We start from the raw sequence: 23805 nt of genomic DNA on the forward strand, positions 1-23805 counted from the left end.
AACTGGCCCTCAACGCCCATTGCCGGTCCAGTAAATTTCCGACAAGGCTGACCTAGCAAACTCGATGGCAAAGTGGAAAGCAAATCGGAGTGCGGGGCATAGATCATGAGCCTTACCGTTATCGATATATGTGGTTATCGATCCGTCAAATCCCTGCGGTTTCCTGTACGTCGCGTGTCGGTATATGTCGGTGGCAACGCTGTGGGGAAAACCAATCTGTACCGGGCCTTGGAGCTCGTACACCACGCCGCCACCGGGGCTCTGGCGAGAGAAATCGGCAAGGAGGGCGGCCTCGCCTCAATCTTCTGGGCCGGGCCGCGTCGGCGCGACCAAATACCGCGTATTACCTTGGAGGTTTTCCTCGAGTCCGTGCTCGGGCACGAAAACACACCATTCTCACCGCGTTACCGAATAGAAATCGGGTTCCCGGACGTCATTCAGCACGCAGCCTTTGATCAGGAAGCGCAGGTAAAGACTGAACAGCTGTCTATTGTCACTGCTGGCGGGCGCTCCGTCACGCTTCTGGAGCGCAAGGGGCGCAGCGTGTGGGCGCGCGATGCCGATGGCAGAAAAATTCTGCTCGAGCACGAACTGCTCGCAAGCGAGACAGCCTTATCGCAGATCCGCGGCGGCGGCGTTTTTGCAGAGATCGAGGCGGTCCGTCACACCCTTTCCAGCTGGCGCTTTTATCATCAGTTCCGGACGGATCCCGATGCTCCGATACGGCGGCCAGGCCTTCCCGTCACCTCTCCATTGCTGGACGCCGACGGATCGAACCTGGCATCGGTCCTGGCGACCCTCCGACACATCAGGGGCGACACGGTCGACCTTGATGACGCAATCGATGCAGCGTTTCCCGGCGCTCAACTGGTGATTGATCCGCCAACTGATAGAGCACAGTTCTCCATGCGCTTTCCGGACTTGCCGCATCGAATCTTTGCGGCGCGTGAGCTTTCGGAGGGCACGCTGCAGTTCCTGGCGTTGCTCGGCGCCCTCCTCTCATATCGCCTCCCACCGCTTATCGCGCTGAACGAACCCGAGGCGAGCCTGCATCCCGACCTGCTGCCTGCTCTGGCAAAGGCCATCGCCCAGGCCGCGAAACGCAGTCAGATCTGGGTGGTCACGCACTCGCGGCCGTTAGCAGATGCAATCGAACTCGAGACAGGAGCAGCCGCCCGCGAGGTCATTCGGGATGACGGAGCAACGACGCTGCGAGGTCTCGGCAAACTCGGGACCTTCGTTGATGATATCTGACGGAACTCGCGCGCATGGGAGACGTTTTTCTGGGCAAGCCAATCTGAATGTCACAGGAGGACATGATGAAACGCTTTGATTCTGGAACTCTTATTCCCGGTTCCACATGGCATACGGAAGCCGAGAGCGAAGCCGAAGTGGTTCGCCAAGCTGTAGAAAACCTTAAAACAAGGCATGGCGAAACCGACGTACGGCCTGAAATGGTGGCGCGGATCAAGGAGCGCATCGTCGACGTCGATGATACCAAGCACTGATCACTCAGATGTCTTGGCGCTCTCAAGTAGTGTATCGCGTGACAGCTTAAGTCCGCTATCCAGCCAAAGCCGTTCGAGCCGCGACAGCTCTTGACCAAGAGCCGGCCCGGGCGGCAGCCCGCGCTCCAGTAGATCCCTCCCAGAGACCGGGAATTGTGCCGGCTCAATCGCCTCCAGTTGATCGCTCACCGCCTGCTTTCCAGCGGCGCTCCAACCTGCCGAAATGCTTGCCAGATCCAGTGCCAGGTGTGTTTCCCGCGGATACCGCACTATGGCTTCGTAGAGCTTCATGGCTTGGACGAGGCCGGCAGCCAAACCAATCCTGCGGCACCGATCGATCTCGCTGTTCGGCAAGCGCCAAAGGCGCTGCAACTCTTCTATTGGTCGCGCCTTAGCAAGCAGGCAAAGCCTAACAAGAAACGAAGGCTCTGCAACTTGCCGCTCATAAGCGGTGAGTGCATCCATCACATCGGCGTCGACATCGACGAGACCGATCTGGCTCATTCGGCGCAACCCGACAGTTATACGCGGCAGCTCGAGGATTCTGCGCATCTCAACGCCAACCCGCTCGCCGGATAGATGTCCAAGCTTTCCGGCGGCCTCGGAACACGCAGCGAGACCCTCGGGATCAAACACGTCCTGGCCATGGCTGATCGTGAAACGGAAGAACCGGTAGACTCGCAAACCATCTTCTGCGATCCGCCGAGCGGCCTCGCCGATAAACCGCACACGCGCATTGAGGCAGTCCGACAAGCCCTCGATCGGATCAAAGAGCTGTCCCTCGATATCCGAATAGAGTGCGTTCAGTGTGAAATCGCGTCGTGATGCGTCGGCGTGCCAATCCTGACCGAACTGCACCACTGCGTGCCTACCGTCGGTCTTGACGTCTTCGCGCAATGTGGTCACCTCGAACAGGTCGTCATCGCGCTTCAGGGTAATCGTGCCGTGCTCAATGCCAGTGGGGATGGCCTTGAAACCCCCGGCTTCGGCCCGCTCGATCACTGTGTCAGGCTCGAATTCGGTGGCGATATCGACATCGCGCCGTGTGCGCGGAACGTCGAGAATCGTATCGCGCACAAGTCCCCCCACGATCCGTGAACGGCCAGCGTCCCCATCAAGAAGCGCCAGCGCGCGCTGGAGATTGTCGTTCTTGCGCCAGGACGCTAGGCGCAAACGCGATTCAGCAGTCGCTGCCCCCGTCATGAGGGGCCCTCACCCAGCACGAGATCACGGAACTGGCGCGTAAGATTGGCCGTGATGCCCCAGATAACGTGACCCTCGTGGTCGATCTGCCAGGTTCTGTGTTCCCGGCCATCACGACGAATACTGTAGGTCGAGTAGCTTTCCTTACGAATCACGCGCGCAAACGGAACCTCAAACACGGCCTGCACCTCATCCGGGTTGGGCACGAACGGCGCCGAGGGCGATACAACCGCCACTACAGGCGTAATCAGGTAGTTCGTTCCGGTGAAGTAGGTGGGCATGAATCCTAACACTCTGGCTTCTGACCGCAGCAAGCCGACCTCTTCGCCGGCTTCACGCAAAGCCGCATCGGCAGCATCAGCATCGCCCGGATCGAGCTTGCCGCCTGGGAATGCAATCTGACCGGAGTGCGAACGCAAACGCGAGGAGCGTTCCGTGTAAAGCACTGTGTACCCCTCAGGACGTTCGACAAGCGCCAATAGGACTGCGGCCGGCACCGGCGGGCGATCCGGCGGTGCCGATGGGCGCCAATCCGGCACCAGCTGCTCGCGCCCCGAAAGAACCGGCGGCCGGTCGAGAAGCCTGGTTACGATGCGATCAATACTGATGTCTTCGACAGCCACGAGGCGCCGTTCCGATTCCTGCCGCACACTTTATCGCAGTCTAGGCGAGCGCCTCGGCGCCCGCACCCTTTTTTGCGTCCTGTCGCGGACAACACTCAGAGAGCAGGGCCGCTAAAGTCAGTAGGCGATGAATGGCTGCAGAGGCCCGGCCAGTTGCAATGGCAGGGAGGTATCATACGAAAAAGCCAGCACACGGCTCTTGTCGACAGGACCGGGCCAGACGATTGCACCCGGCGCCGTGGGCTCCCAGCCCAGCGGGCAGTAATAGTCCCGATCCCCAACCAAGAGCACGAATTTGCCTTCACCGCGGGCGAGTGCCAGCCGCGTCACCTCGCGTGCCAGAAGCTTTCCGGCGCCGCGCTTGCGGTATGCAGGGTGTGTCGCCAGCGGGCCGAGCATGTATCCGTTGATCCCACCAACGCTGAGTGGCGTCATCCAGACCACGCCGCACAACGCGCCATCCACCTCCGCGATCAGGCTGAGGCTCGGATCGATCGAATACTGTTCGCGTACACGAAATGCCGTGCGGGCATACCGTCCGGGCCCGAACGCCAGGGCGTGCAAGTCAGCAACAAACTCGTCGTCGGTTTCGGTGGCCGGGCGCACATAAGGAATGCCAGGCATGTGGGAAGGCAATGGCGCAGCCGGAGAGAGGCTTGAGGCTATCATGTCGCAAAGTCCAAGAATGAGCAGGCAGGCACGAGCGGAACCACAAAAGGTCCCCGGATCAAGATCGTCGCGCGTAAACTATAGCCATGGTCATCCTGGGCGCCTCCACGCCTGTCTCGGCTTTTAGCATCCTCGATAAGGCTCCGCAACGCACTGGTAACGGACTGTCAAACGATTGCGCCCTGTCAGCGTTGCACCAGTGTGCATATGTGAGTGACACCAGACAAACCGCGAGAGGATAGCTGATGGGACAACTGATCGATGGCGTGTGGTCGGACCAGTGGTACGACACCGACAAAACGGGCGGAAAGTTTGAACGCAGCAAGTCCGCATTCCGCAACTGGGTAACGCGTGACGGCAGCGCGGGCCCTTCGGGCGACGCCGGCTTCAAGGCTGAGGCCGATCGCTATCACCTTTATGTTTCGCTTGCCTGCCCATGGGCGCACAGAACGCTGATCTTTCGCAAGCTGAAACAGCTCGAAGACCTAATCCCTGTCTCAATCGTTTCTCCGAAAATGCCGGACGAGACCGGCTGGAGTTTCAAGACCGATGAGGGCTCGACCGGCGACCCGCTGTTTGGCAAGGATTTTCTGCATCAGATTTATACCGAAGCCATGTCCGACTACACCGGACGCGTGACCGTCCCGGTTCTTTGGGACAAGCACAACGGCACGATCGTCTCAAACGAAAGCGCTGAAATCATTCGCATGTTCAACAGCGCGTTCAATGAACTGACGGGCAACTCCGAAGACTACTATCCCGCAGATCTGCGCGAGCGGATCGATGAGGTGAATGCACGCGTCTACGACAACATCAACAATGGCGTTTACAAATCCGGCTTTGCGACAACGCAGCAGGCCTATGAGGATGCAGCGACTTCATTGTTCGACGCGCTGGACTGGGTCGAGGATATTCTCGGCCAATCGCCATATCTTGCAGGTGACCGGATCACTGAGGCCGATTGGCGATTGTTCACAACGCTTGTGCGGTTCGACGCGGTCTATTTCGGCCACTTCAAGTGCAACCGTCGGCGCATCGCCGATTATCCCAACATCCTGCGGCTGACGCGCGAGCTCTATGCAATTGAGGGCGTTGCGGAAACCGTCGACCTGCAGCACATCCAGACGCACTATTACTGGAGCCACACCACCATCAACCCGCACCGCATCGTGCCGATCGGGCCGTCACGCGAAGAGCTTGGCTTTATCGTTTAGTAGCCCCAGAGGACCCGGCGATCGGCCAGGTCAAAGACCTCATCGACCCGTTGCGAGGTCGATGGGGTCACCTTTTCGGGCAGTGAGGATTTGTGAAACCAGCCGATCTCCGCGATCTCGAGGGTCGGCTTGAACTCGAAGCTCTTCTCGAAATCCTTGGTGACGAAGAATGCCACATGGTCGCGGTTCGAAACGGGGCTGTTGTTGTGATAGAGTCCGAATAGCTTCATCGGCCCCAAGGGCTGATAGCCGGTCTCTTCCCTCACTTCGCGCACCGCGCTTTCTTCAGCGCTCTCGCCCGGCTCGACGCCGCCACCCGGGAATGACCAGCCGGGGACATAGGTGTGACGGATCAGAAGGACGCTATCGCCATCGATCACCATCACACGCGTGCCGAGCGTCATCCGGCGCCGCAAACCCACCAGCGTGAGATAGGCGCTGCTACGCCAGCGCTGCCATCGACTCATCTGCATGTGGCGCTCCTTTTGCTATCCACTAGCAGAGCGCGGGCCGCGACAAAATCGGCTGAAATCGCACTTGGCCATTTTCTTGCACCAACGACCGTGGCAATACGCGCGTAATGACCCTGCTCGCACACATCTCCGATATTCACATCGCGCCCTTGCCCAAGCTCCATCTCAAGGATCTTCTGAGCAAGCGGCTAACCGGCTACCTGAACTGGAAGCTGACACGGAGCGGCGCCCTTGGCGGCACTGGTTTGCAGGAACTGGTGGCACATCTGCGCCAGCAGGAGACGGACTTCATCGCCGTCACCGGAGACCTGACCAATCTTGCGCTCGACACAGAGATTTCCCGAGCCGGCGCCTGGCTTCAAAGCATTGGCGGCGCGGAAACCGTTTGCGTCTCGCCCGGCAATCATGACGCCTATGTCAAAGGCGCTCTTGAAACTGCCTATTCCGAATGGGGCAGCTATATCAGCGGTGAGACGATGGAGACGGGACGTTTCCCGTTCGTGCGCCGGATCGATGAAGTCGCCATCATCTCCTGTTCCAGCGCCATTCCTACCGCGCCCTTCATGGCCATCGGTGAATTTGACAAGCAACAGGCAGATAGACTCTCGCGCATTCTCTCGGTTCTCAAGAATGCAGGGTTTTTCCGTACGGTACTTATTCATCACCCGCCCAATGTCGAGTTGCAGCATCCCTCGTTCGGCTTGCGCGGACATCGGTTGTTCCGAGACGTCATTGCCGAACACGGCGCGGAGCTCATCCTGCACGGACACACACACCGCTCGTCAGTGCATTCCGTTGATGGACCGAATGGCGAGGTTCCGGTCATCGGTGTCGCTTCAGCCAGCGCAAATCAGGGCTCGCCCCTCGATGATCCAGCGCGCTACAATCTGTTCAGAATTGAACGAAATGGCACTGGCTGGTCGTGTACGATGCGGGAATACGGTTTCCAGCGTCTCGGCAGCGAGATCGTCATGCGCCTGCAGATGCGCATATACTGATCGGCCTGCGCACGGTAACACCTGAACAAGAAAACCGCGCCAATCGGAGTGCCTTTGTGAGCCAAGATTTCGAGATCCTGCCTCCTGTCATAGAGCCGGGCGCCACTGGTCTGCGGTTTGGCTATCGGCTAGGCGACTTGCAGTTCGAAGAACGCCTTGCGTTCCCCTCGACGTTCGACATTGAAGTGTTTCAGCAGCAAAGTGGGCAGCGCCTGCTGACACTTGCCGCCTTCGTACTCGGTGTGTCGTACTACAAGCTCCTCGCGCCACTGCGCCTAGCGGCGCCTCAACTGACACTCACCGAACTCGAGCGCGCGTTCGTTATCGACATCTATGAGAACGGTCTGGGCGAGTTCTATGCCCGTAATGATTTGCGTCGCTACGGCAGGCTGGAGCTAGAGGTCAGTGTCGATGAGTCCGAGCTTGCCGAGAGACCGGACTTGCTCCGCCGCGCTCTCCTGCCGATAGGCGGCGGCAAAGACTCTCTGGTCAGCGCACAACTTCTGCAAGCTGCCGAGATCGCGTTCACCCCGTTCGCGGTCAATCCGAAAGGTCCGATCGTCTCTTCTGTCGAGGCACTTGCACTGGAACCTGTATACGTGCGGCGTACTCTTGATCCGGAGATGATCAGGCTCTCAACGCAACCTGGCTACTACAATGGGCACGTACCATCGACAGCAATCAACTCAATGATCGCTGCTCTGTGCGCCATCGCCTACGGATTCGATGAAATCGTCTTGTCCAACGAGCGATCCGCCAGCGAAGGCAATATCGAATTCGATGGTCGCGAAGCCAATCATCAGTATTCGAAGTCTCTCGCGTTTGAACGGCATATCGCGCAGGTGCTGGGTGCCGCCACCGGGGGAGCACTACGGTATTATTCGCTGCTGAGGCCGTTCTCCGAGGCACAAATCGCCAATCTGTTCGCGAGAACACAGCGGTTCGATCATGCCTTTTCCAGTTGTAACCGCAACTTCCGGCTGGCCGGCCACGAAGGCGATCTGTGGTGCGGCAATTGCCCCAAATGCCACTTCGTTTTCCTGATCTTCGCCCCCGTGATGGACCGAGAACGCCTGATAGGGATTTTTGGCCAGAACCTCTTCGACAAGCCGCAGAACATCGATGCCTACCGTGAACTGACAGGCCTTGCAGGACAAAAACCCTGGGAGTGCGTCGGTGAAATTCTTGAAGCTGCTGCGTGCCTTTATCAACTGGTGAAGCGTCCGGAATGGTCGTCAGATGCCGTAGTTGCAGCACTGGGCGGCGAACTTCTGGCACAGTACGGAGCCGAGACGCTTGAGCGCGCCAGCAGCGAACTGATGACCGCAAGCCAAGACCATCACATCCCGGGGGACGTCTATCGGAGGATCGCGCCTCATGCTGCCTGAGGGAGACATCCTGCTCTACGGCGCCGGACGCGAAGCCCGCTCTACGCTCGCTTTCCTTCAGCAGCGGGCTGGCAACAACAGGTTCTTTGTAACCGTCGATTCCGGACAGGCAGATCTTGAAGGCGCAGAAGAGATTGCCCCGGCAGCGCTTGCCGAAGCGATCTCGCAGCACCGCTTTGCACTAATCGTCAAGAGCCCCGGTGTATCGCGCTACAAGCCTGTATTTACCCTCGCACGCGAGACAGGCATTCCGGTTACCTCGAATCTAAACTTGTGGGGCGAGGCTTTCAGGCAAGGCCGCCAGGTCGTGGCGGTTACCGGCACAAAAGGCAAGTCGACCACCGCTACACTGACCCACCTGATGCTGAGGGCTAGCGGCAGCGATGCGGGCCTGGCGGGAAATGTTGGTGTTGCGCCTCTTGATATCGCCGATAAGCATCAGACAGTCGTGTTCGAATTATCGAGCTATCAGACGGCCGATATGGACTTCCTGCCGGACATCGCGGGCGTCACCAACCTCTACCCGGAGCACGTCGACTGGCACGAAGCCGTGGAAACCTATTATCGCGACAAGCTCAATCTCATCAGCCGCCCTGGCAAGCTGCAAATCGCTCTTGGCAAAGCGGCCGAAGCAAACCCAACCGTACTTGAGGCAGTGGGGGACCGCTCGCGTCTGCTCTCCCCGATCAACGATCTCGTCGATCCCGAAACGCTCGACGAAGCGATCGGCCGGTCTCGTCTCAAGGGAACACACAATTGGGATAATGCCAGGCTTGCCGCGCGCTTGGCGCTCGCAGCCGGTGCATCCGTCGACGGCGTACTCGCAGGTATTGCTGAATTCCAGCCTCTGCCGCACCGGCTGGAAGAACACCGGTTCGGGCGGTTCCGGGTAGTCAACGACTCGATTTCAACCACGCCGGAAGCCACTAAGGCCGCCCTTGCCGCGTACCGTGGTCAAAGACTTGCCCTCATCGCTGGCGGGCATGAACGCCAGCAGAATTACGGCGAGCTTGTCACTCGCCTCGACGCGGAAGGCGTGACGACGCTGGTCTGTCTGCCCGTCACTGGCCGGCGCCTGGCCGAAGCTGCGGCCCGAGACTGCCCGCACGTCCTCGTGCTTGAAGCCGCTGATCTCGATGAGGCAATGCATTCGCTGGTTGAGCGTGCCGATCGATTCGACACGCTCATCCTGTCACCCGGGGCGCCTTCGTATAACCAGTTCAGGAATTTCGAAGAGCGCGGAAAAGCCTTTCTCGAGCTGGCAAAGTTGCTAGGTCCAGAGACAGTTTAGCGCTGGTCCATGTCTCGACGCCGCGGATCGACGACATGATGCGCAAAGAACCTGAGTGCGGCCAAAACGAGAATCGCAAAGAATGCAGTAAGGCCGGCAATGGCGTAGTAGCCGAGAGCCGATGTCATACCCACCGCACCCGCAAGCCACATGCCCGCCCCGGTGGTCAATCCTTGGACGCCCGCATTCCGCCTGAATATGGCGCCGGCCCCTAGAAAAGCAATGCCTGCCGTCACCGCTTCGACGGCACGAATGGGGTCGGCCTGAGTACTGCCCGAGTCGATGAGGTGGAAAATCTCAAAGGCGATGATGGTATAAAGGGCGGCAGCCAGTGCCACGAGAATATGAGTGCGCAGCCCAGCTTCGGCGGTATGGAACTCACGTTCGAACCCTATGATGGCTCCGAGTATGCCCGCCACCGCCAGCCTGATGACGATCACCTGCAGGGGCAGATAAGTATCCACCAACCCAAAGCTGTTTCCGACTTCCATTTCAGCCTCGACCTGATCATAAAAATGGACTGCGCTAGCAAGAGCGCAGTTCCTGGGGTCAGCGTTGTGGCATTCGTATCTGCAGCTTTACATCGCTAGGCCGCGCTTCGACGGCTCGGTCGAAAGCCTTTATGGACTCTTCGAAATCGAACGTTTCCGTGATCAGCGGCTTTAAATCGACTTTGCCTGAGGCAATCAATGCAATTGCTCGCGCGTACTGATGCGCATAGCGAAACACCGTCTCGATGCGTATTTCACGTGTCGAAGCGGAGGCGATATCGATCACGGTTGGCTCAACCGGAAGCCCAACCACGACGATGCAACCGCCCGGACGCGGCAAGTCAATGACGGTCTCCCAGGCCTTGGGCGACCCGGAACATTCGAACACGACGTCCGCGCCCCAGCCCTCAGTGAGCGCGTTCACCTCGGAAACGATGTTCTTTTCTCGGATATTGACGGGGATAATGCCCTGATACTGTGCGGCAATATCGAGCTTCGGCTGGGCGAGATCCGCAATGATCACGCGCGCGCACCCTCCGGCCAACGCGGCAAGTGCGACCATCGTACCAATCGGGCCCGCTCCAAGCACGACAGCAGTGTCTCCCGGCTTGATCCCGGCTTTTGTTGCGGCCTGCATGCCGACCGCAAACGGCTCGACCATTGCGCCCTCGGCAAAACTCACATTGTCGGGAAGCTTGAATGTGTAGTTCGCCGGATGCACGACCTCAGAGGTCAATACACCGTGGATGGGAGGCGTTGCCCAGAACTCCACCGCTGGGTCGATATTGTACATGCCGAGGCGGCTCGCCTGCGAGTTGGGATCTGGAATGCCCGGCTCCATGCATACGCGGTCACCAACGGCGAGATGGGTAACGCCCTCGCCGACCTCCATGACAGTACCCGCCGCCTCGTGTCCGAGGACCATCGGCGCGTCGACGACGAACGGCCCGATGCGTCCGTGCGTATAGTAGTGAACATCCGAGCCGCAAACCCCGACCGTATGCAGGCTGATGCGCACCATGCCAGGCGCTACCTCGAGCGGCAGGTCAATGTCTCGAAGAGCAAGCTCGTGTTGCTTTTCCAAAACAAGTGCACGCTGCATTGTCATATCGGTTTCCTTCCGTATCGCCGGGCATTCGAAGCATTTCGTCCAGCTTGGTAATAAGTATTAAAGGTGCTTCTGGCTAGTTTTCCGAGCAGGGGAACAGTTTATGAGCGAACCAAACAGGGGACAGGGCAGGTTGAGGTTCGCAGCACGCGTCGTGCTGCCCGTTGTCAGTGCTTTGCTGATAACAGGCACGAGCGTAATTGCGTTCCTGTTCTGGACAGCTGCGGAAATTGACGACAGGGCACGCGAGCGCCAACTGGGTATTGTCCGGGAAGCGCTGAGCGACCGGATGGAAGAGACCGCACAGCAGCAGGAAAGCGTGGTTGTTTCCGACACTGCGGTCGGACACGTGGCCTTCGGTTTCGACCAGGTATGGATTTCCCGGACGCTCGGCCAGTGGATGCACCACTTCTTCGGGCACGATATGAACATGCTGGTCGCCCCGGATGGAACCGTGCGCTATGCGATGCAGGATGGCCGGACCATCGACACGCCGCCAGAACTCGCCCCCCAGGTCGCGAGTCAGGTCGCGGCGGTAAGGCGAGAGATCGCGGGAGGCGCTCTGCATCATTACAGGCTGCTCAATAACGTCCCTTTGCCGCGTGCAGGTGGCTTCCTGAAGATAGATGGGGAGCCAGCGATAGTCAGCGCGGTACCCATCATCTCGGACAGTGGTCGCCTTTCTCAGACTGCAGGCAACGAGTACATCCATGTCAGCGTCGCCTTTCTGGATGACGCCGTAGCCGGAGAAATTGCACGCAAGTTCCGGCTGGAAGAGGTTTCATTTGATCTCACGCCCTCTGCCTCGTCGGATCGCGCCAATTATCCTGTTATGAGCCCGGATGGCCGGATCGTCGCCTTTGTCAGCTGGAAGGCTGAACGGCCGGGGGCCATGCTGTTGCGGCAATCAGGTCCTGCCTTGGCAATGGCGTTCGCGGTAGCAACGCTATTGATGATCATCTTGCTGCGTTGGCTCAGGCAATTCTCGACAACGGCAGAGGCTCGGCGGATTCACGCGGAATACATGGCCAGCCATGACCGACTGACCGGACTTTACAACCGCAATCAGTTCGATGACGAACTTGAGACGGCCCGACGGCGCAACCACGCCGACAACGTGCTGATTCACATCATGCTGCTGGACCTTGACCGATTCAAGCAGGTCAATGACACGCTTGGCCACCAGGCCGGCGATGAGCTCATTCGTGCAGTCGGGAGCCGTCTTCGGCCGTTATTGAGACCCGCAGACCGACTCGCCCGGCTCGGTGGCGACGAGTTTGGCATTCTTCACGTTAGTTCGAGTTCGCAAAGCGATATGCTGGACCTGTCGCGGCGTATCATAGACACACTCGGCCGTCCGTTCGACTTGGGGCGCTCCACCGTTTATGTCGGCGTAAGCATCGGCATAGTGACGTCCATCGGGACCGAATTCGAGCCGCAGGAACTGCTCCGTAAGGCAGATATCGCCCTTTACGAAGCAAAGGCGGCGGGACGAAACCGGGCGGTTCTCTATCACGATCAGATGGACCAACAACTTCAAACCCAGCATTGGATCGAAGGCGAGTTGCGCAAAGCCCTCAAGGCAGACGGCCAGCTTAGCGTCGCTTACCAGCCGCTGGTTGCGGCCTCTTCTCAACAAACCGTCGGAGCCGAAGCGCTTGTCCGCTGGACGCACCCAACGCTCGGTCGCGTCTCTCCCGCCCGGTTTATTCCGGTCGCAGAGACGAGCGGATTGATTGAAGAACTCGGAACCTTTGTACTGCGCCAAGCCTGCAAGATGGGGGTGCGGCATCAAGGCAAGCGCATAGCGGTCAACATTTCGCCGACCCAGTTAAGAAACCCGGCTTTTCCTCAAGCGCTGTTTTCGGTCCTCAGAGAGACAGGAATGTCCCCGGAAAATCTCGAGCTTGAGATTACCGAAAGCATTCTGCTTGACGACGAAAAAACCGCAAACTCAGCGCTGACTGCCTTCCGTGAAAAAGGCATTCGCATCGCGCTCGATGATTTCGGCACTGGCTACTCGTCGCTGAACTACCTGAAACGCTACCCAGTCGATCGCATCAAGATCGACCAGTCCTTTGTCCGCCAACTCAATGAAGGGCATGCCTCCGTAGCAATCGTTCAAGCTCTCGTCAGCTTGGCTCATGCCATGAACATGGATGTTACAGCGGAAGGGGTGGAAACCAGCGAACAAGCGCGTATCCTGACCCAGCTTCGCTGTAACACGTTGCAGGGCTATCTGTTCTCTCATCCAATTGATGAGGCAGAAATCTCGGCCTGGTTTGCCGAACCCGAATATCCAACGGCGGCGACTGCCTGACGATCAGGTCGGATTGGGCTGCGTAGCGGTATAAAAGAAGTAGATGATCGCGAACCCGACGACGATCAGGGCCAGCGATATGGCCAGAACCCGAAGGTTCATGTTCCGCTTGCTGCCCTGGCGAACTTCCGTGGTGTTCTTTTGCGGATCGTAGTTTTCCATAGACGGTATTCCTTTCGACGCTCGAGGGCATAACGTCGCGCTCGATAACGTGGTTCCGTGTAAGCACTTGACCACGCTTGTCCTCCGGTGGACCTTTATCGCTAAACCACCGGCGGAGGCCTCTGTATGCAGTCTGTTGAAACACTGGCCCGGATGGTGGCCGTGGGCCAGGGCAATGCTGCCGCAGATCTGGTCATCAAAAACGCCAGCATTCTCGATGTCATCACTGGAGAACAGACTGTCTCCGACATTGCGATCGTTGAAGACCGGATCGTCGGCACGCACGGCACATTTGAGGGCGCTGAGGTCATAGATGCCGGCGGGCGCTGGGCAGTGCCCGGCTTTATCGATACCCATCTGCATATCGAATCCTCGCTTGTCACCCCCTTTGAATTCGACCGGTGCGTGCTTCCGCACGGTGTCACGACAGTCATCTGCGACCCGCACGAGATCGCCAATGTTCTTGGCAGTTCGGGAATTGCGTACTTCCTTGAATGCGCCGAGCGCACGGTGATGGATGTGCGGGTTAACTTGTCCTCATGCGTACCCGCGACGGCATTCGAGAGCGCCGGAGCCCGGCTTGAGATCGAGGACCTCGAACCGTTCCGTCAGCATGAAAAGGTCATCGGGCTCGCTGAAGTCATGAATTTCCCAGGTGTGCTAGCTGGCGACGAGCAACTTCTGGCCAAGCTTGCCGCATTCCAGGGCGGACATATCGATGGGCACGCGCCCCTGTTGTCGGGAATGGGGCTGAACGGATATCTCGCCGCAGGCATCCGCACGGATCATGAAGCCACTTCTGCCAGGGAAGCCCGCGAGAAACTGCTGAAGGGCATGGCGATCCTGATCCGCGAGGGCTCCGTGTCGAAGGACCTCGACGCCCTGGCAGAAATCCTCGACGCCAATACATCGAGTTTCATCGCGCTTTGCACGGACGATCGAAATCCGCTCGATATCGACGAAGAAGGACATCTCGACAGTTCGATACGGCGCCTCATCGCGCATGGTTGCCCGATACACCACGTCTATCGGGCCGCCAGCCATTCGGCGGCCCGCATCTTCGGGCTGCCCGATCGAGGCCTCGTGGCCCCCGGCTGGCGCGCCGATATTGCGCTACTGGACTCGCTTGAAGAGTGCCAGGTCTCTGAGGTCATAGCCGCTGGCAGCGTTGTCACTGCGGAGCGCTTCGCTGCCCGTGCGCCGGTCGAACCTGTCGGGCTCGACTCAATGAAGGCTCGGCCGGTGGCGCCGGAGGCATTCCGCGTGCCCGAGCAGCGCGAGCGCAACTCCACCCCAGTGATGGCAGTGAAGCCGGGCCTTATTCTGACGTTCCGCGAGGATGTCGTGCTGCCGGTCGACCAGCAGGAACAGCTCGTCGACCTGGAGGCTGATATGATCAAGGTCGCTGTGATCGAGCGTCACGGCAACAACCACAATATCGGCGTCGCCTTTGTTCGGGGCTTCGGCCTAAAGCGCGGCGCCATTGCCTCCTCGGTAGGCCATGACAGCCACAATATCACTGTCGTCGGTGCCAACGACGCGGATATGGCGCTGGCAGCAAACCGGCTCATGGAGTTGCGGGGTGGCTTTGCTGTCGCCGACGGCGGAGCGATTTCATCCGAACTTGCACTACCGCTTGCCGGCTTGATGAGCCTCGAGCCGTTCGAAGTCGTTGCGGAAAGCCTTCGGCAACTGCGCGCTGCCGCCCAAGCTATAGGCTGCACGCTGCCCGAGCCATTCCTGCAGGTCGCATTTCTTGCACTACCGGTCATCCCGCACCTCAAGATGACGGACCGCGGCCTGTTTGACGTCGATATGTTCGAGTTTCTGAGCTAGCTGACAGATGAGTATCGGCTCCCTGTTCATCGCACAGCTCTACCAACTTCCACCCCGGCGCCACGCCGTGGGAAAATCTCTGTCACTGCGCGTCGTCATGGACGACGGAGTCGAACTGCTGACGGACCACTACGCTCCCAAAACTGCAGGTCCGCACCCTACCCTATTGATGCGGTTGCCGTATGGGCGCCGCGGCTTCGCGCCTGTCGCCGAGGTCTACGCCGAGCGCGGTTATAATGTCGTGCTGCAGGCCTGCCGAGGCACAGAGGAGTCTGGCGGACGCTTCGATCCGCTGGTCAACGAGCGCAAGGACGGGCTGGCAACGCTTGAATGGATCAAGGCACAGCTATGGTTTGATGGTCGTATCGGGCTGACGGGCCCGAGTTACCTCGGCTACGCGCAATGGGCCATCTGCGATGCCCTGCCGGCGACATCTGCCATGGCGACGAAGGTCACGAGTTCGGAATTCCAATCAGTCGTCTTTCCGTCCGGCGCGTTCCATCTGGGGCTCTGGTTGAGCTGGATGCAGGTGATCGAAGGCCTCAGGGGTAATCCCTTGAAGATGACCGGTCGCATGTTTTCGGGAACGGTGGAACGACTGACGCACAAGGCGGCCATGCACCTTCCGCTGGTCGAAGGCGACGAGATCGTCACCGGGCATCGCGTGCCCTTCTGGCGCGAGTGGTTCGAGAACGCCATCGGCAACGATGAGTTCTGGAGGGAGATGGACCATCGCCACAGGCTCTCGGAAACAACGCCGCCCAACCACTTCGTGTCGGGTTGGTACGACTTCATGATCGACCAATTGCTGCGCGATTACACAACACTCGTCGGATTTGGGCATCGCCCGCACCTGACGATTGGCCCATGGACACATGTTTCGGGCGAGTTGCAGGCCGAGAGCCTACGCCAGACGCTGCATTGGATGAACGCCAAGCTGCTGGAGGACCCATCCGGCCTTCGCGAGCACCCGGTGCGTATTTACGTCACCGGCACCGAAACATGGCACGAGTTCGAGAGCTTTCCGCCCGGTGCGTTCAGCGCCACGCAGTTCTACCTCAACGAGGAGGAGAAACTGACGGAGCAGGCGCCAACCATCGACGCCGCAACGGACACATACACATATGATCCGGCGGACCCCACCCCCAATATCGGCGGTGCAATGTTCGCGTTTAAGGGCGCCGGCCCTGCAGACAATGCCGCACGCGAGGCGCGCAACGATGTTCTTTGCTTCTCGACTGAGCCCTTGGCCCAGCCTGTCACTATAATAGGCCAGAGCGACGTGGTGTTGTTTGCGTCGGCGGAACTGGAGCACACCGATTTTTTCGTCCGGCTCTGCGATGTCGATCCGCAGGGAAAATCGCTCAACATCACCGACGGTCTGCTACGCGTGACACCGAACACGCCGCGTCAGACAGACGGCACATGGCGCCTTGAGTTTACCCTGCATGCTACGGCGCACTGCTTTTTGCGCGGCCACCGCATCCGGGTTCAGGTCTCATCGGGCGCGCATCCACGCTATGCTAGAAATCTCGGCACCGGCGAACCCCTTGGCACGACGACGACTTTGCTGACGAACGCCGTAACGGTTCACCGCGATGCCGAGCACCCGAGCAGCATTATGTTGCGCTGCTACGAACTCTAGGATTGCCGAGCTTTCTCGGCCTCCCGAGCCTTGACCGCAGCCCGCCGGGCATGAAGAACCGGCTCGGTATAGCCCGAGGGCTGATCGGCACCGTGCAGCGCCAGATCGAGCGCCGCCTGAAAGGCCACGGACTGGAAATTCTCGGCCATCGGGCGATAAATGGGATCGTTCCGGTTCTGCTCGTCGACCACCGCCGCCATCCGCTCGAACACAGACGTCACATCGTCCTTGCTCACAAGGCCATGCCGCAACCAGTTGGCTACCGCCTGCGACGAAATCCGACAAGTGGCACGATCTTCCATCAATCCGACATTATTGATGTCAGGCACCTTTGAGCAGCCGACGCCCTGCTGCACCCAACGCACGGCATATCCAAGAATGCCCTGCGCGTTGTTCTCGAGTTCGCGCGTTATCTCATCACGGCTCAATTGGTAGGGGGCTAGGACCGGCATTGAGAACAGCTCTGCAAGCGAAGGAATAACCTCCCCGCTGCGCTCGGCCTGGGCCGCGAATACGTCCACCTGGTGGTAGTGCAACGCGTGCAGTGTCGCTGCTGTCGGTGACGGCACCCATGCTGTATTTGCCCCGGCTTTGGGGTGCCCGATCTTGGCTTCAAGCATCGCTGCCATGTCGTCCGGCCGCGCCCACATACCCTTGCCGATCTGCGCGCGTCCGGAAAATCCCGTATTGAGGCCGATCAGCACATTGCGGTCTTCGTAAGCTTGCAGCCAACGCTCGGAGCGAACTTCGTCCTTGCGCAGAACCGCCCCGGCCTCCATGGCACTGTGGATTTCATCGCCTGTGCGGTCGAGGAACCCGGTATTGATGAAGAACACCCGCTCCCGCGCCTCGTAGATGCAGGCCTTTAGATTGGCGGAGGTGCGGCGCTCCTCGTCCATGATGCCAATCTTGATGGTATTCTCCGCAAGGCCGAGAAACTGCTCGACCTGGGCGAAAACCGCACAGGCAAAGGCTACTTCTTCCGGGCCATGCATCTTTGGCTTGACCACATAGATCGCGCCAGTCTTCGAATTCACCTTGTCGCTTAGCGCGCAAAGCGCGGTGACGGCGGCATCCAGAAGCCCCTCGCCGATCGGCTGGCCGCGCTGGTCGCGTACGGCGTCCGTGGTCATCAGGTGCCCAACATTGCGGACCAGCAGCAGGGCGCGGCCCTTGAGGGTCAAAGCCTTGCCGTTCACGTCAGTGTAGGACCGATCGGATGCGAGCCGCCTGGTAACTGTCCTTCCGGCCTTTTCAAACGTATCCTCTAGCTTGCCGGTCATCAGGCCGAGCCAGTTACGATAGACACCGACCTTGTCTTCAGCATCGACCGCCGCGACCGAATCCTCGCAATCCTGGATTGTCGTGATCGCGCTTTCGACAATGACGTCGGCAAGACCTGCCGGTTGCCCGATACCGATCGGATGCGTCTTGTCGATCACCAGGATCGCATGCAGCCCGTTGTGGCGCAGCACGATCTCGGCGCGTTCCCCTTCGCCACCATACGCAACGAATGCGCCCTTGTCGGCAAGTGTGGTGGGTCCCCCCTCCGTATCGATGACAAGGCTGGCGAGCCCGCCCTGCTCGGCCACAACATAGGACGTCACTGATTTGTGGCTGCCCTTTGCCAGCGGAAAAGCCTCGTCCAAAAAGACTGCCGCCCGATCGATCACCGCCTGGCCGCGCGCTGGATTGAACTCCGCGCCAGGCGCCAATGCGCCGTCTTTGCTGATGACGTCAGTGCCGTAAAGCGCGTCGTATAGGCTGCCCCACCGCGCATTCGCCGCGTTGAGGGCATACCGGGCGTTGGACACCGGAACCACGAGCTGAGGCCCGCAGATCGATGAGATTTCGGGATCAAGCCCCGTGGTCTCGATCTCGAAATCATCAGGTTCGGCGACAAGATAACCAATGTCCCGCAGGAACGCCTCATAGGCTTCAGGTTCACCGGCGGCGGGACCATTGGCGCGGTGCCAATCATCGAGCTTTCCCTGAAGAGCGTCACGCTTTTCCAGCAATCGCCGGTTGGTGTCGCGCTGGTCAGCAATCAACTGAGCAAGGCCCGACCAAAACTGATCAGGCGCGATTCCGGTACCGGCAAGCGCCTCGCGCTCGACGAAATCCACCAGAAGCGCGTTAACCTGGAGCCCGGATCTGCCTTGGTAATCGCTCATATACGCCACCCTTATGTCACACTCGCGTCATGACCTCTAAGCGAATGGCAAGCAAGTTAAAAGCCTTACTGCTATGATTTGACAGGGTCGCCGGCGACATACACTGCGCTGACTGAGCGATCATCTCCAAGTGTTTGCAGTACGAACAACTCTTCGACAAGACTCTGCGCTGTCTGCATGCGGCTGGCCATGACCGGCGTGGCGGTGGCATCGAGCACGACGAGGTCTGCATCACTGCCAGGCTCCAGCGTGCCGATCCGGTCTTCAAGCGAAAGCGCGCGCGCATTGCCCAGCGTCGCCATATAAAATGAGGACAGCGGATCGAGCCGCTGGCCGCGCAATTGCAGCACCTTATAGCCTTCATCCAGGGTGCGCAGCATCGAGAAGCTGGTGCCGCCCCCGGTATCGGTCGCAACGGCAGTCCGCACACCTGCAGCCCGAAGGCCATCTCTATCGAACAGCCCGCTGCCAAGAAAAAGATTCGACGTTGGGCAGAACACCGCGACTGCTCCGGTCTCCGCTAAAACACTGCGCTCTCGCGAAGACAGATGGATGGCGTGCCCCATCAGACTCTTTCGTCCCAACAGCCCATAGTCTTCGTAGATGCCGGTATAGTCCCTTGCGGTAGGGTAGAGTTCGGCAGCGTACTCAATCTCGGCGTTGTTCTCGCTCAAATGGGTCTGCAGGTAGCAATCGGGATGTTCGGCAACCAGTGCTTGCGCCGCTTCCATCTGCTCCGATGTCGAGGTCAGCGCGAAACGCGGAGAGATGGCATAGAGCGAACGCGCCTTGCCGTGCCATCGGGCAATAAGCGACTTGGTTTCGTCGTAGCTCGACTGGGCCGTATCGCACAGCGCTTCGGGCGCATTGCGATCCATCATAACCTTGCCGCCGATCATCAGCATGTTGCGCCGCTCGGCTTCAGCGAAATAAGCCTCGGCGGACTGCGCATGTACCGAACAATATGCGACCGCGGTGGTCGTGCCTTGCCGGATCAACTCGTCAAAAAACAGCGCCGCAACGGACGCAGCATGCCCCTGCTGCGCGAATTTCTGCTCTTCAACGAAGGTGTAGGTATTGAGCCACTCCAGCAAATCGCCGGCATAAGACGCGATCATCTGCATTTGCACATAGTGCAGATGCGTATCGATGAAACCTGGCAGGATCAGGTTCGGCCGGTGATCGATGACGTCTAGCCCGGCCAAACCTGCCGGATCGAACTCTTCGACGGAGATAATTCGCCCATCCTCAATCGAGATGGCACCATCTTCGTAGTACCGATAGCTGGCGACATCATCGACGCCTTGCGGTTCCAACACAAAACTCAGCACACGCCCGCGAACAACCCTGCGGCTCATCTGCCCGAACCTTCGAGATACCACTCGACCAGCAGCGCACGCTCGTCGCTCGTCATCTCTGTCAGGTTGCCGGGCGGCATGGCATGGCTCCATCCGGCCTGCATGACGATCTGATGCGCTGCGTTGGCAACAGCGATATCGTTGTCGAGAATAACGTTCTTCGGTGCCTGACGAACGCCCGGCCACACGGGCTCTGCCGTGTGGCACATCGAACACCGTGTCTGAACGGTCTGGCTCGCCGCCGCGAAATGCTCTGCCGCCATGAACGGCTCTGCGCCGCGCGAAGCGACATCAGCGGCTGAACCGTAAAGTTTTGGCCCCGTCGAGAGCCAGGCGATGATGACCATCAGGATCACGGCCGCAGCCCATGTCCAGTGCGGGTTGCCCTTGCCGGCGTGCCTGGTGTTGAAATAATGCCGGATAACGACGCCGACGAGAAAAATCAGTGCCGCGATCAACCAGTTCCACTGCGTGGCAAACGCCAGAGGGTAGTGGTTGGACAACATGAAGAAGATGACGGGCAGCGTCAGATAGTTATTGTGAAGGCTGCGCTGCTTGGCAATACGCCCATACTTCGCGTCCGGTGTGCGCCCGGCCTTGAGATCGGCGACCACAATCTTCTGGTTGGGAATGATGATCATGAACACGTTGGCGCTCATGATGGTGGCGGTAAACGCGCCCATATGCAGCAGCGCAGCGCGCCCGGTGAAGACCTGCGTGTAGCCCCAAGCCATTGCCGTCAGCAGCGCGAACAGCACCAGCATCAGCCCGTTCTGGCTGTTGCCGAGCGGCGATTTGCACAGCGTGTTGTAGATGAGAAACCCGCCGGCAATCGAGCCGAGCGAAATCAGGATACCGGCCCAACCTGGCACATCCAGCACATTGCGATCGATCAGATAAAGATCAGCGCCAACGTAGTAGACGATTACGAGCACCGAAAAGCCGGAGAGCCACGTGGCATAGCTTTCCCACTTGAACCACGTCAGGTGTTCCGGCAGAAAATCCGGCGCCACCAAATACTTCTGTATGTGGTAAAAGCCGCCACCATGCACCTGCCATTCTTCGCCATGGGCGCCCGGGGGCAGGCTCGGAGTCTTTCTCAGCCCGAGATCAAGGGCGATAAAATAGAACGAGGAGCCGATCCACGCGATCGCAGTGATCACGTGCAGCCAGCGTGCTGAAAAGCTCAGCCACTCCCAGAGAATTGCGTATTCGCCCATGATCAGCCCGCTTGCATAAGAAGAGGCGGAGCGAGCCCCGCCTCCTAGTCATGATGGAGTGCCGGCCGATCAGGCGGGCGGGTTCACGCCTTCGACGTACCAGTCGATGGTCAGCATCTGCTCGTCGGTCATCGTCTGGCCTTCCTCGATACGGACATTGCCTTCGGTATCGCGGATCGGGCCGGTCCAGATGTCGCTGGTGCCCTCGATGATCTCCTGCTTGACGCGTTCAGCGTCAGCGACAACATCTTCCGGCACCTTCTCACCATACGGCCCGATCACAACCTCGCCCTCGGCAAGGCCGGGCCAGACGTCTTCCGACACCCATGTGCCATCGATAACTTCGCGGGCGGTCGCGATGTAGTGCGGCGCCCAATTGTCGATGATCGATGTCAGCTGTGCGTCAGGCGCGAACCTGCTCATGTCTGCACCCTGGCCGAAGCCGCCGACGATGCCGCGCTCCTGAGCAACCTGAAGGGCCGCCGGGCCATCGGTGTGCTGCGCGATGATGTCGATACCCTGATCGATCATTGCACGGGCCGCGTCGGCTTCGCGCGCAGGATTGTTCCAGGTGGAGATAAACACCGGCGTCATGGTGAACTCCGGATTGATCTTGCGCGCAGCCAGAGTGAACGAGTTGATGCCAAGCACGACTTCCGGGATCGGGAAGGAGCCGATATAGCCGGCCTGACCGGTCTCGGACATATGCCCGGCAATGGTGCCGCACACTGCCCGGCCCTCATGGAACCGTGCATTGTAGGTGGCTACGTTGTCGGCGCGCTGGTAGCCGGTTGCGTGCTCGAACTTCACATCCGGGAACTGCTGGGCCACCTTGAGCACATAGTCCCCGTACCCGAAGCTGGTAGCGAAGATCAGCTTGTTGCCGGCCTGCGCGAAGTCGCGCAACACGCGCTCTGCGTCGGGGCCCTCGGGAACATTCTCGATATAGGTCGTCTCGACCATGTCGCCGAGTTCTTCCTCAAGCGCCAGCCGCGCCTGATTGTGCGCGTAGTTCCAGCCATTGTCGTTGATCGTGCCGATATACATGAACGCCACCTTGAGCGGCGTTTCGGCCTGTGCGAAGGCGCGTCCGCCCACCAACGGCAAGGCCATGGCGCTGCCGCCGAGCATCAGCGCTGTTCGACGATTGATCCTGATCATCTGTTTCTCCTGATAATGATGACTGCCCCTGAATACGCTAGCTGCTGGGAATGAAGGGTTTGCCCAGGCAGGCCGGCGCGCTGGTGCTGCCCGATCGCCGCATCGAGATCAGCACCAAAACGAGAATTGTCGCGAGATATGGCATTGCGGCCCAAAGTTCCGCCGGGATTGCCGAAAGCGGCCCACCCCCTGCCTTCGAATAGAGTTCCATGGTCATCACAAGACCAAACAGATACGCACCCGCCAGCAGCCTGAACGGGCGCCACGAGGCAAAGACCACAAGCGCGACAGCAATCCAGCCGCCCCCGGCTGTCATCCGTTCGGCCCATTGCGGCGTCAACAGCAGCGGGAATGCGGCGCCGGCAATTCCAGCCATCGCCCCGCCAAAGGCCACCGCGGCATAACGCACGCCGATAACGGAATAGCCGAGCGAGTGCGCCGAGTGATCGTTCTCCCCGACGGCGCGCAGGATCATCCCGGCGCGCGAGCGATTGAGGAACCACCAGCAGGCAACCACCATCAACAGCGAGAAGTAAACCAGCGGCGAGTGCCCGAACACCAGCCGAAGCACCTGATGCCCGACAAGTTCTGGCGGAAAAATGGAGCGGAAGAGTTCCACCGGCTGCGCCGAGTAGTTTTGTCCCGCAAGGGCAGAAAATCCCGTTCCGAAAATTGTCAGCGCCAGCCCGGTAGCGGTCTGGTTGGCGGATAGCGAGAGTGTCAGCACGGCGAAGATCAGCGAGGACAGTAACCCCGCGATTGCAGCCACAAAGACTGCCAGCCAAGGATTTCCTGTCGTGAACATGACGATGAAGCCCGTGACCGCTCCGATCAGCATCATGCCCTCGACACCGAGGTTGAGAACACCCGATCGCTCGACCACGAGTTCGCCGGTCGCAGCGAGAAGGATGGGTGTTGCGGCGCCGATAACTGTCATGCAGATCGCGATCAGCAGGTCCATGC

21 protein-coding genes are annotated in these 23805 nt (G+C 59.5%); 9 read left to right on the top strand and 12 right to left on the bottom strand.

All coding sequences use genetic code 11. The features are described from left to right. Window positions 1-105: 105 nt before the first annotated feature. Together IE127_RS05385 and IE127_RS05390 are read left to right on the top strand one after the other, a co-directional pair. Window positions 106-1254, top strand: coding sequence for an AAA family ATPase (locus IE127_RS05385; RefSeq protein WP_189424080.1), 1149 nt, complete (start codon window positions 106-108; stop codon window positions 1252-1254). A 65-nt stretch (window positions 1255-1319) separates the two neighbouring features. After that, a complete protein-coding gene (locus IE127_RS05390; protein WP_189424082.1) occupies window positions 1320-1508 on the top strand; it encodes a DUF1059 domain-containing protein in 189 nt (62 codons plus the stop codon). Here IE127_RS05390 and IE127_RS05395 read toward each other — a convergent pair whose 3' ends face one another. From IE127_RS05395 to IE127_RS05405, 3 genes are all read right to left on the bottom strand, one after another. Then, entirely contained in the window at window positions 1509-2711 is a 1203-nt protein-coding gene (locus IE127_RS05395) for a CCA tRNA nucleotidyltransferase (RefSeq protein ID WP_189424084.1), read from the bottom strand. Beyond that, window positions 2708-3334 (bottom strand): CoA pyrophosphatase, encoded by a 627-nt coding sequence (locus IE127_RS05400; protein ID WP_189424086.1) that lies wholly within the window; start codon window positions 3332-3334, stop codon window positions 2708-2710. The genes IE127_RS05395 and IE127_RS05400 overlap by 4 nt, the downstream gene beginning before the upstream one ends. Before the next feature lie 117 nt (window positions 3335-3451). Next, a complete protein-coding gene (locus IE127_RS05405; protein WP_189424088.1) occupies window positions 3452-4003 on the bottom strand; it encodes a GNAT family N-acetyltransferase in 552 nt (183 codons plus the stop codon). A 245-nt stretch (window positions 4004-4248) separates the two neighbouring features. Between IE127_RS05405 and IE127_RS05410 the strand changes: the two genes are divergently transcribed. Then, window positions 4249-5217, top strand: coding sequence for a glutathione S-transferase family protein (locus tag IE127_RS05410; protein ID WP_189424090.1), 969 nt, complete (start codon window positions 4249-4251; stop codon window positions 5215-5217). On the opposite strand, the gene IE127_RS05415 is transcribed toward IE127_RS05410, so the two are convergent. Then, entirely contained in the window at window positions 5214-5690 is a 477-nt protein-coding gene (locus IE127_RS05415; protein ID WP_244639944.1) for an NUDIX domain-containing protein, read from the bottom strand. The two genes, IE127_RS05410 and IE127_RS05415, sit on opposite strands and share 4 nt — an antisense overlap. Window positions 5691-5797: 107 nt before the next feature. Between IE127_RS05415 and IE127_RS05420 the strand changes: the two genes are divergently transcribed. The 3 genes from IE127_RS05420 to murD are packed head-to-tail and all read left to right on the top strand — an operon-like array spanning window position 5798 to window position 9367. Continuing rightward, window positions 5798-6688: a metallophosphoesterase family protein gene (locus IE127_RS05420; protein WP_189424092.1), complete on the top strand. Its 891-nt coding sequence runs from the start codon at window positions 5798-5800 to the stop codon at window positions 6686-6688. A gap of 56 nt (window positions 6689-6744) precedes the next feature. Then, a complete protein-coding gene (locus IE127_RS05425) occupies window positions 6745-8076 on the top strand; it encodes a MurL-like N-terminal domain-containing (RefSeq protein ID WP_189424094.1) in 1332 nt (443 codons plus the stop codon). Then, window positions 8066-9367, top strand: a complete 1302-nt coding sequence (gene murD / locus IE127_RS05430; protein WP_189424096.1) for a UDP-N-acetylmuramoyl-L-alanine--D-glutamate ligase — start codon at window positions 8066-8068, stop codon at window positions 9365-9367. Before IE127_RS05425 ends, murD begins: the two co-directional genes overlap by 11 nt. Here the strand turns inward: murD and IE127_RS05435 are convergent. Further along, window positions 9364-9858, bottom strand: a complete 495-nt coding sequence (locus tag IE127_RS05435) for an MgtC/SapB family protein (protein ID WP_189424097.1) — start codon at window positions 9856-9858, stop codon at window positions 9364-9366. The two genes, murD and IE127_RS05435, sit on opposite strands and share 4 nt — an antisense overlap. A gap of 58 nt (window positions 9859-9916) precedes the next feature. Next, complete coding sequence (locus IE127_RS05440; protein WP_189424100.1) at window positions 9917-10966, bottom strand: NAD(P)-dependent alcohol dehydrogenase; 1050 nt, start codon at window positions 10964-10966, stop codon at window positions 9917-9919. 103 nt (window positions 10967-11069) lie between these two features. Between IE127_RS05440 and IE127_RS05445 the strand changes: the two genes are divergently transcribed. Beyond that, window positions 11070-13286 carry a putative bifunctional diguanylate cyclase/phosphodiesterase gene (locus IE127_RS05445; protein ID WP_189424102.1) on the top strand — a complete coding sequence of 739 codons (2217 nt, stop codon included), beginning with the start codon at window positions 11070-11072 and terminating at the stop codon, window positions 13284-13286. Window positions 13287-13289: 3 nt separating this feature from the next. On the opposite strand, the gene IE127_RS05450 is transcribed toward IE127_RS05445, so the two are convergent. After that, complete coding sequence (locus IE127_RS05450; protein WP_189424104.1) at window positions 13290-13448, bottom strand: hypothetical protein; 159 nt, start codon at window positions 13446-13448, stop codon at window positions 13290-13292. A gap of 126 nt (window positions 13449-13574) precedes the next feature. Between IE127_RS05450 and ade the strand changes: the two genes are divergently transcribed. Beyond that, entirely contained in the window at window positions 13575-15284 is a 1710-nt protein-coding gene (ade, locus tag IE127_RS05455; RefSeq protein WP_189424105.1) for an adenine deaminase, read from the top strand. Between the two features lie 7 nt (window positions 15285-15291). Next, window positions 15292-16929, top strand: a complete 1638-nt coding sequence (locus IE127_RS05460) for a CocE/NonD family hydrolase (protein ID WP_189424107.1) — start codon at window positions 15292-15294, stop codon at window positions 16927-16929. On the opposite strand, the gene IE127_RS05465 is transcribed toward IE127_RS05460, so the two are convergent. The 5 genes from IE127_RS05465 to IE127_RS05485 all read right to left on the bottom strand — a co-directional run bounded on the left by IE127_RS05465 (window position 16926) and on the right by IE127_RS05485 (window position 23803). Beyond that, entirely contained in the window at window positions 16926-19103 is a 2178-nt protein-coding gene (locus tag IE127_RS05465) for a malate synthase G (protein WP_189424110.1), read from the bottom strand. The genes IE127_RS05460 and IE127_RS05465 overlap by 4 nt on opposite strands. A gap of 71 nt (window positions 19104-19174) precedes the next feature. Further along, window positions 19175-20461, bottom strand: coding sequence for a guanine deaminase (gene guaD / locus IE127_RS05470; RefSeq protein ID WP_189424111.1), 1287 nt, complete (start codon window positions 20459-20461; stop codon window positions 19175-19177). Continuing rightward, a complete protein-coding gene (locus IE127_RS05475; RefSeq protein ID WP_189424113.1) occupies window positions 20458-21681 on the bottom strand; it encodes a urate hydroxylase PuuD in 1224 nt (407 codons plus the stop codon). Before IE127_RS05475 ends, guaD begins: the two co-directional genes overlap by 4 nt. A 69-nt stretch (window positions 21682-21750) precedes the next feature. Further along, on the bottom strand, window positions 21751-22842 hold the full coding sequence (locus IE127_RS05480) for a BMP family ABC transporter substrate-binding protein (RefSeq protein ID WP_210310422.1): 1092 nt from the start codon (window positions 22840-22842) through the stop codon (window positions 21751-21753). Between the two features lie 37 nt (window positions 22843-22879). Further along, window positions 22880-23803, bottom strand: coding sequence for an ABC transporter permease (locus IE127_RS05485; protein ID WP_210310446.1), 924 nt, complete (start codon window positions 23801-23803; stop codon window positions 22880-22882). Between the last annotated feature and the right edge of the window lie 2 nt (window positions 23804-23805).

Origin of the sequence: Devosia pacifica (genome assembly GCF_014652635.1) — a bacterium.
GTDB classification, from domain to species: Bacteria; Pseudomonadota; Alphaproteobacteria; order Rhizobiales; family Devosiaceae; genus Devosia; species Devosia pacifica.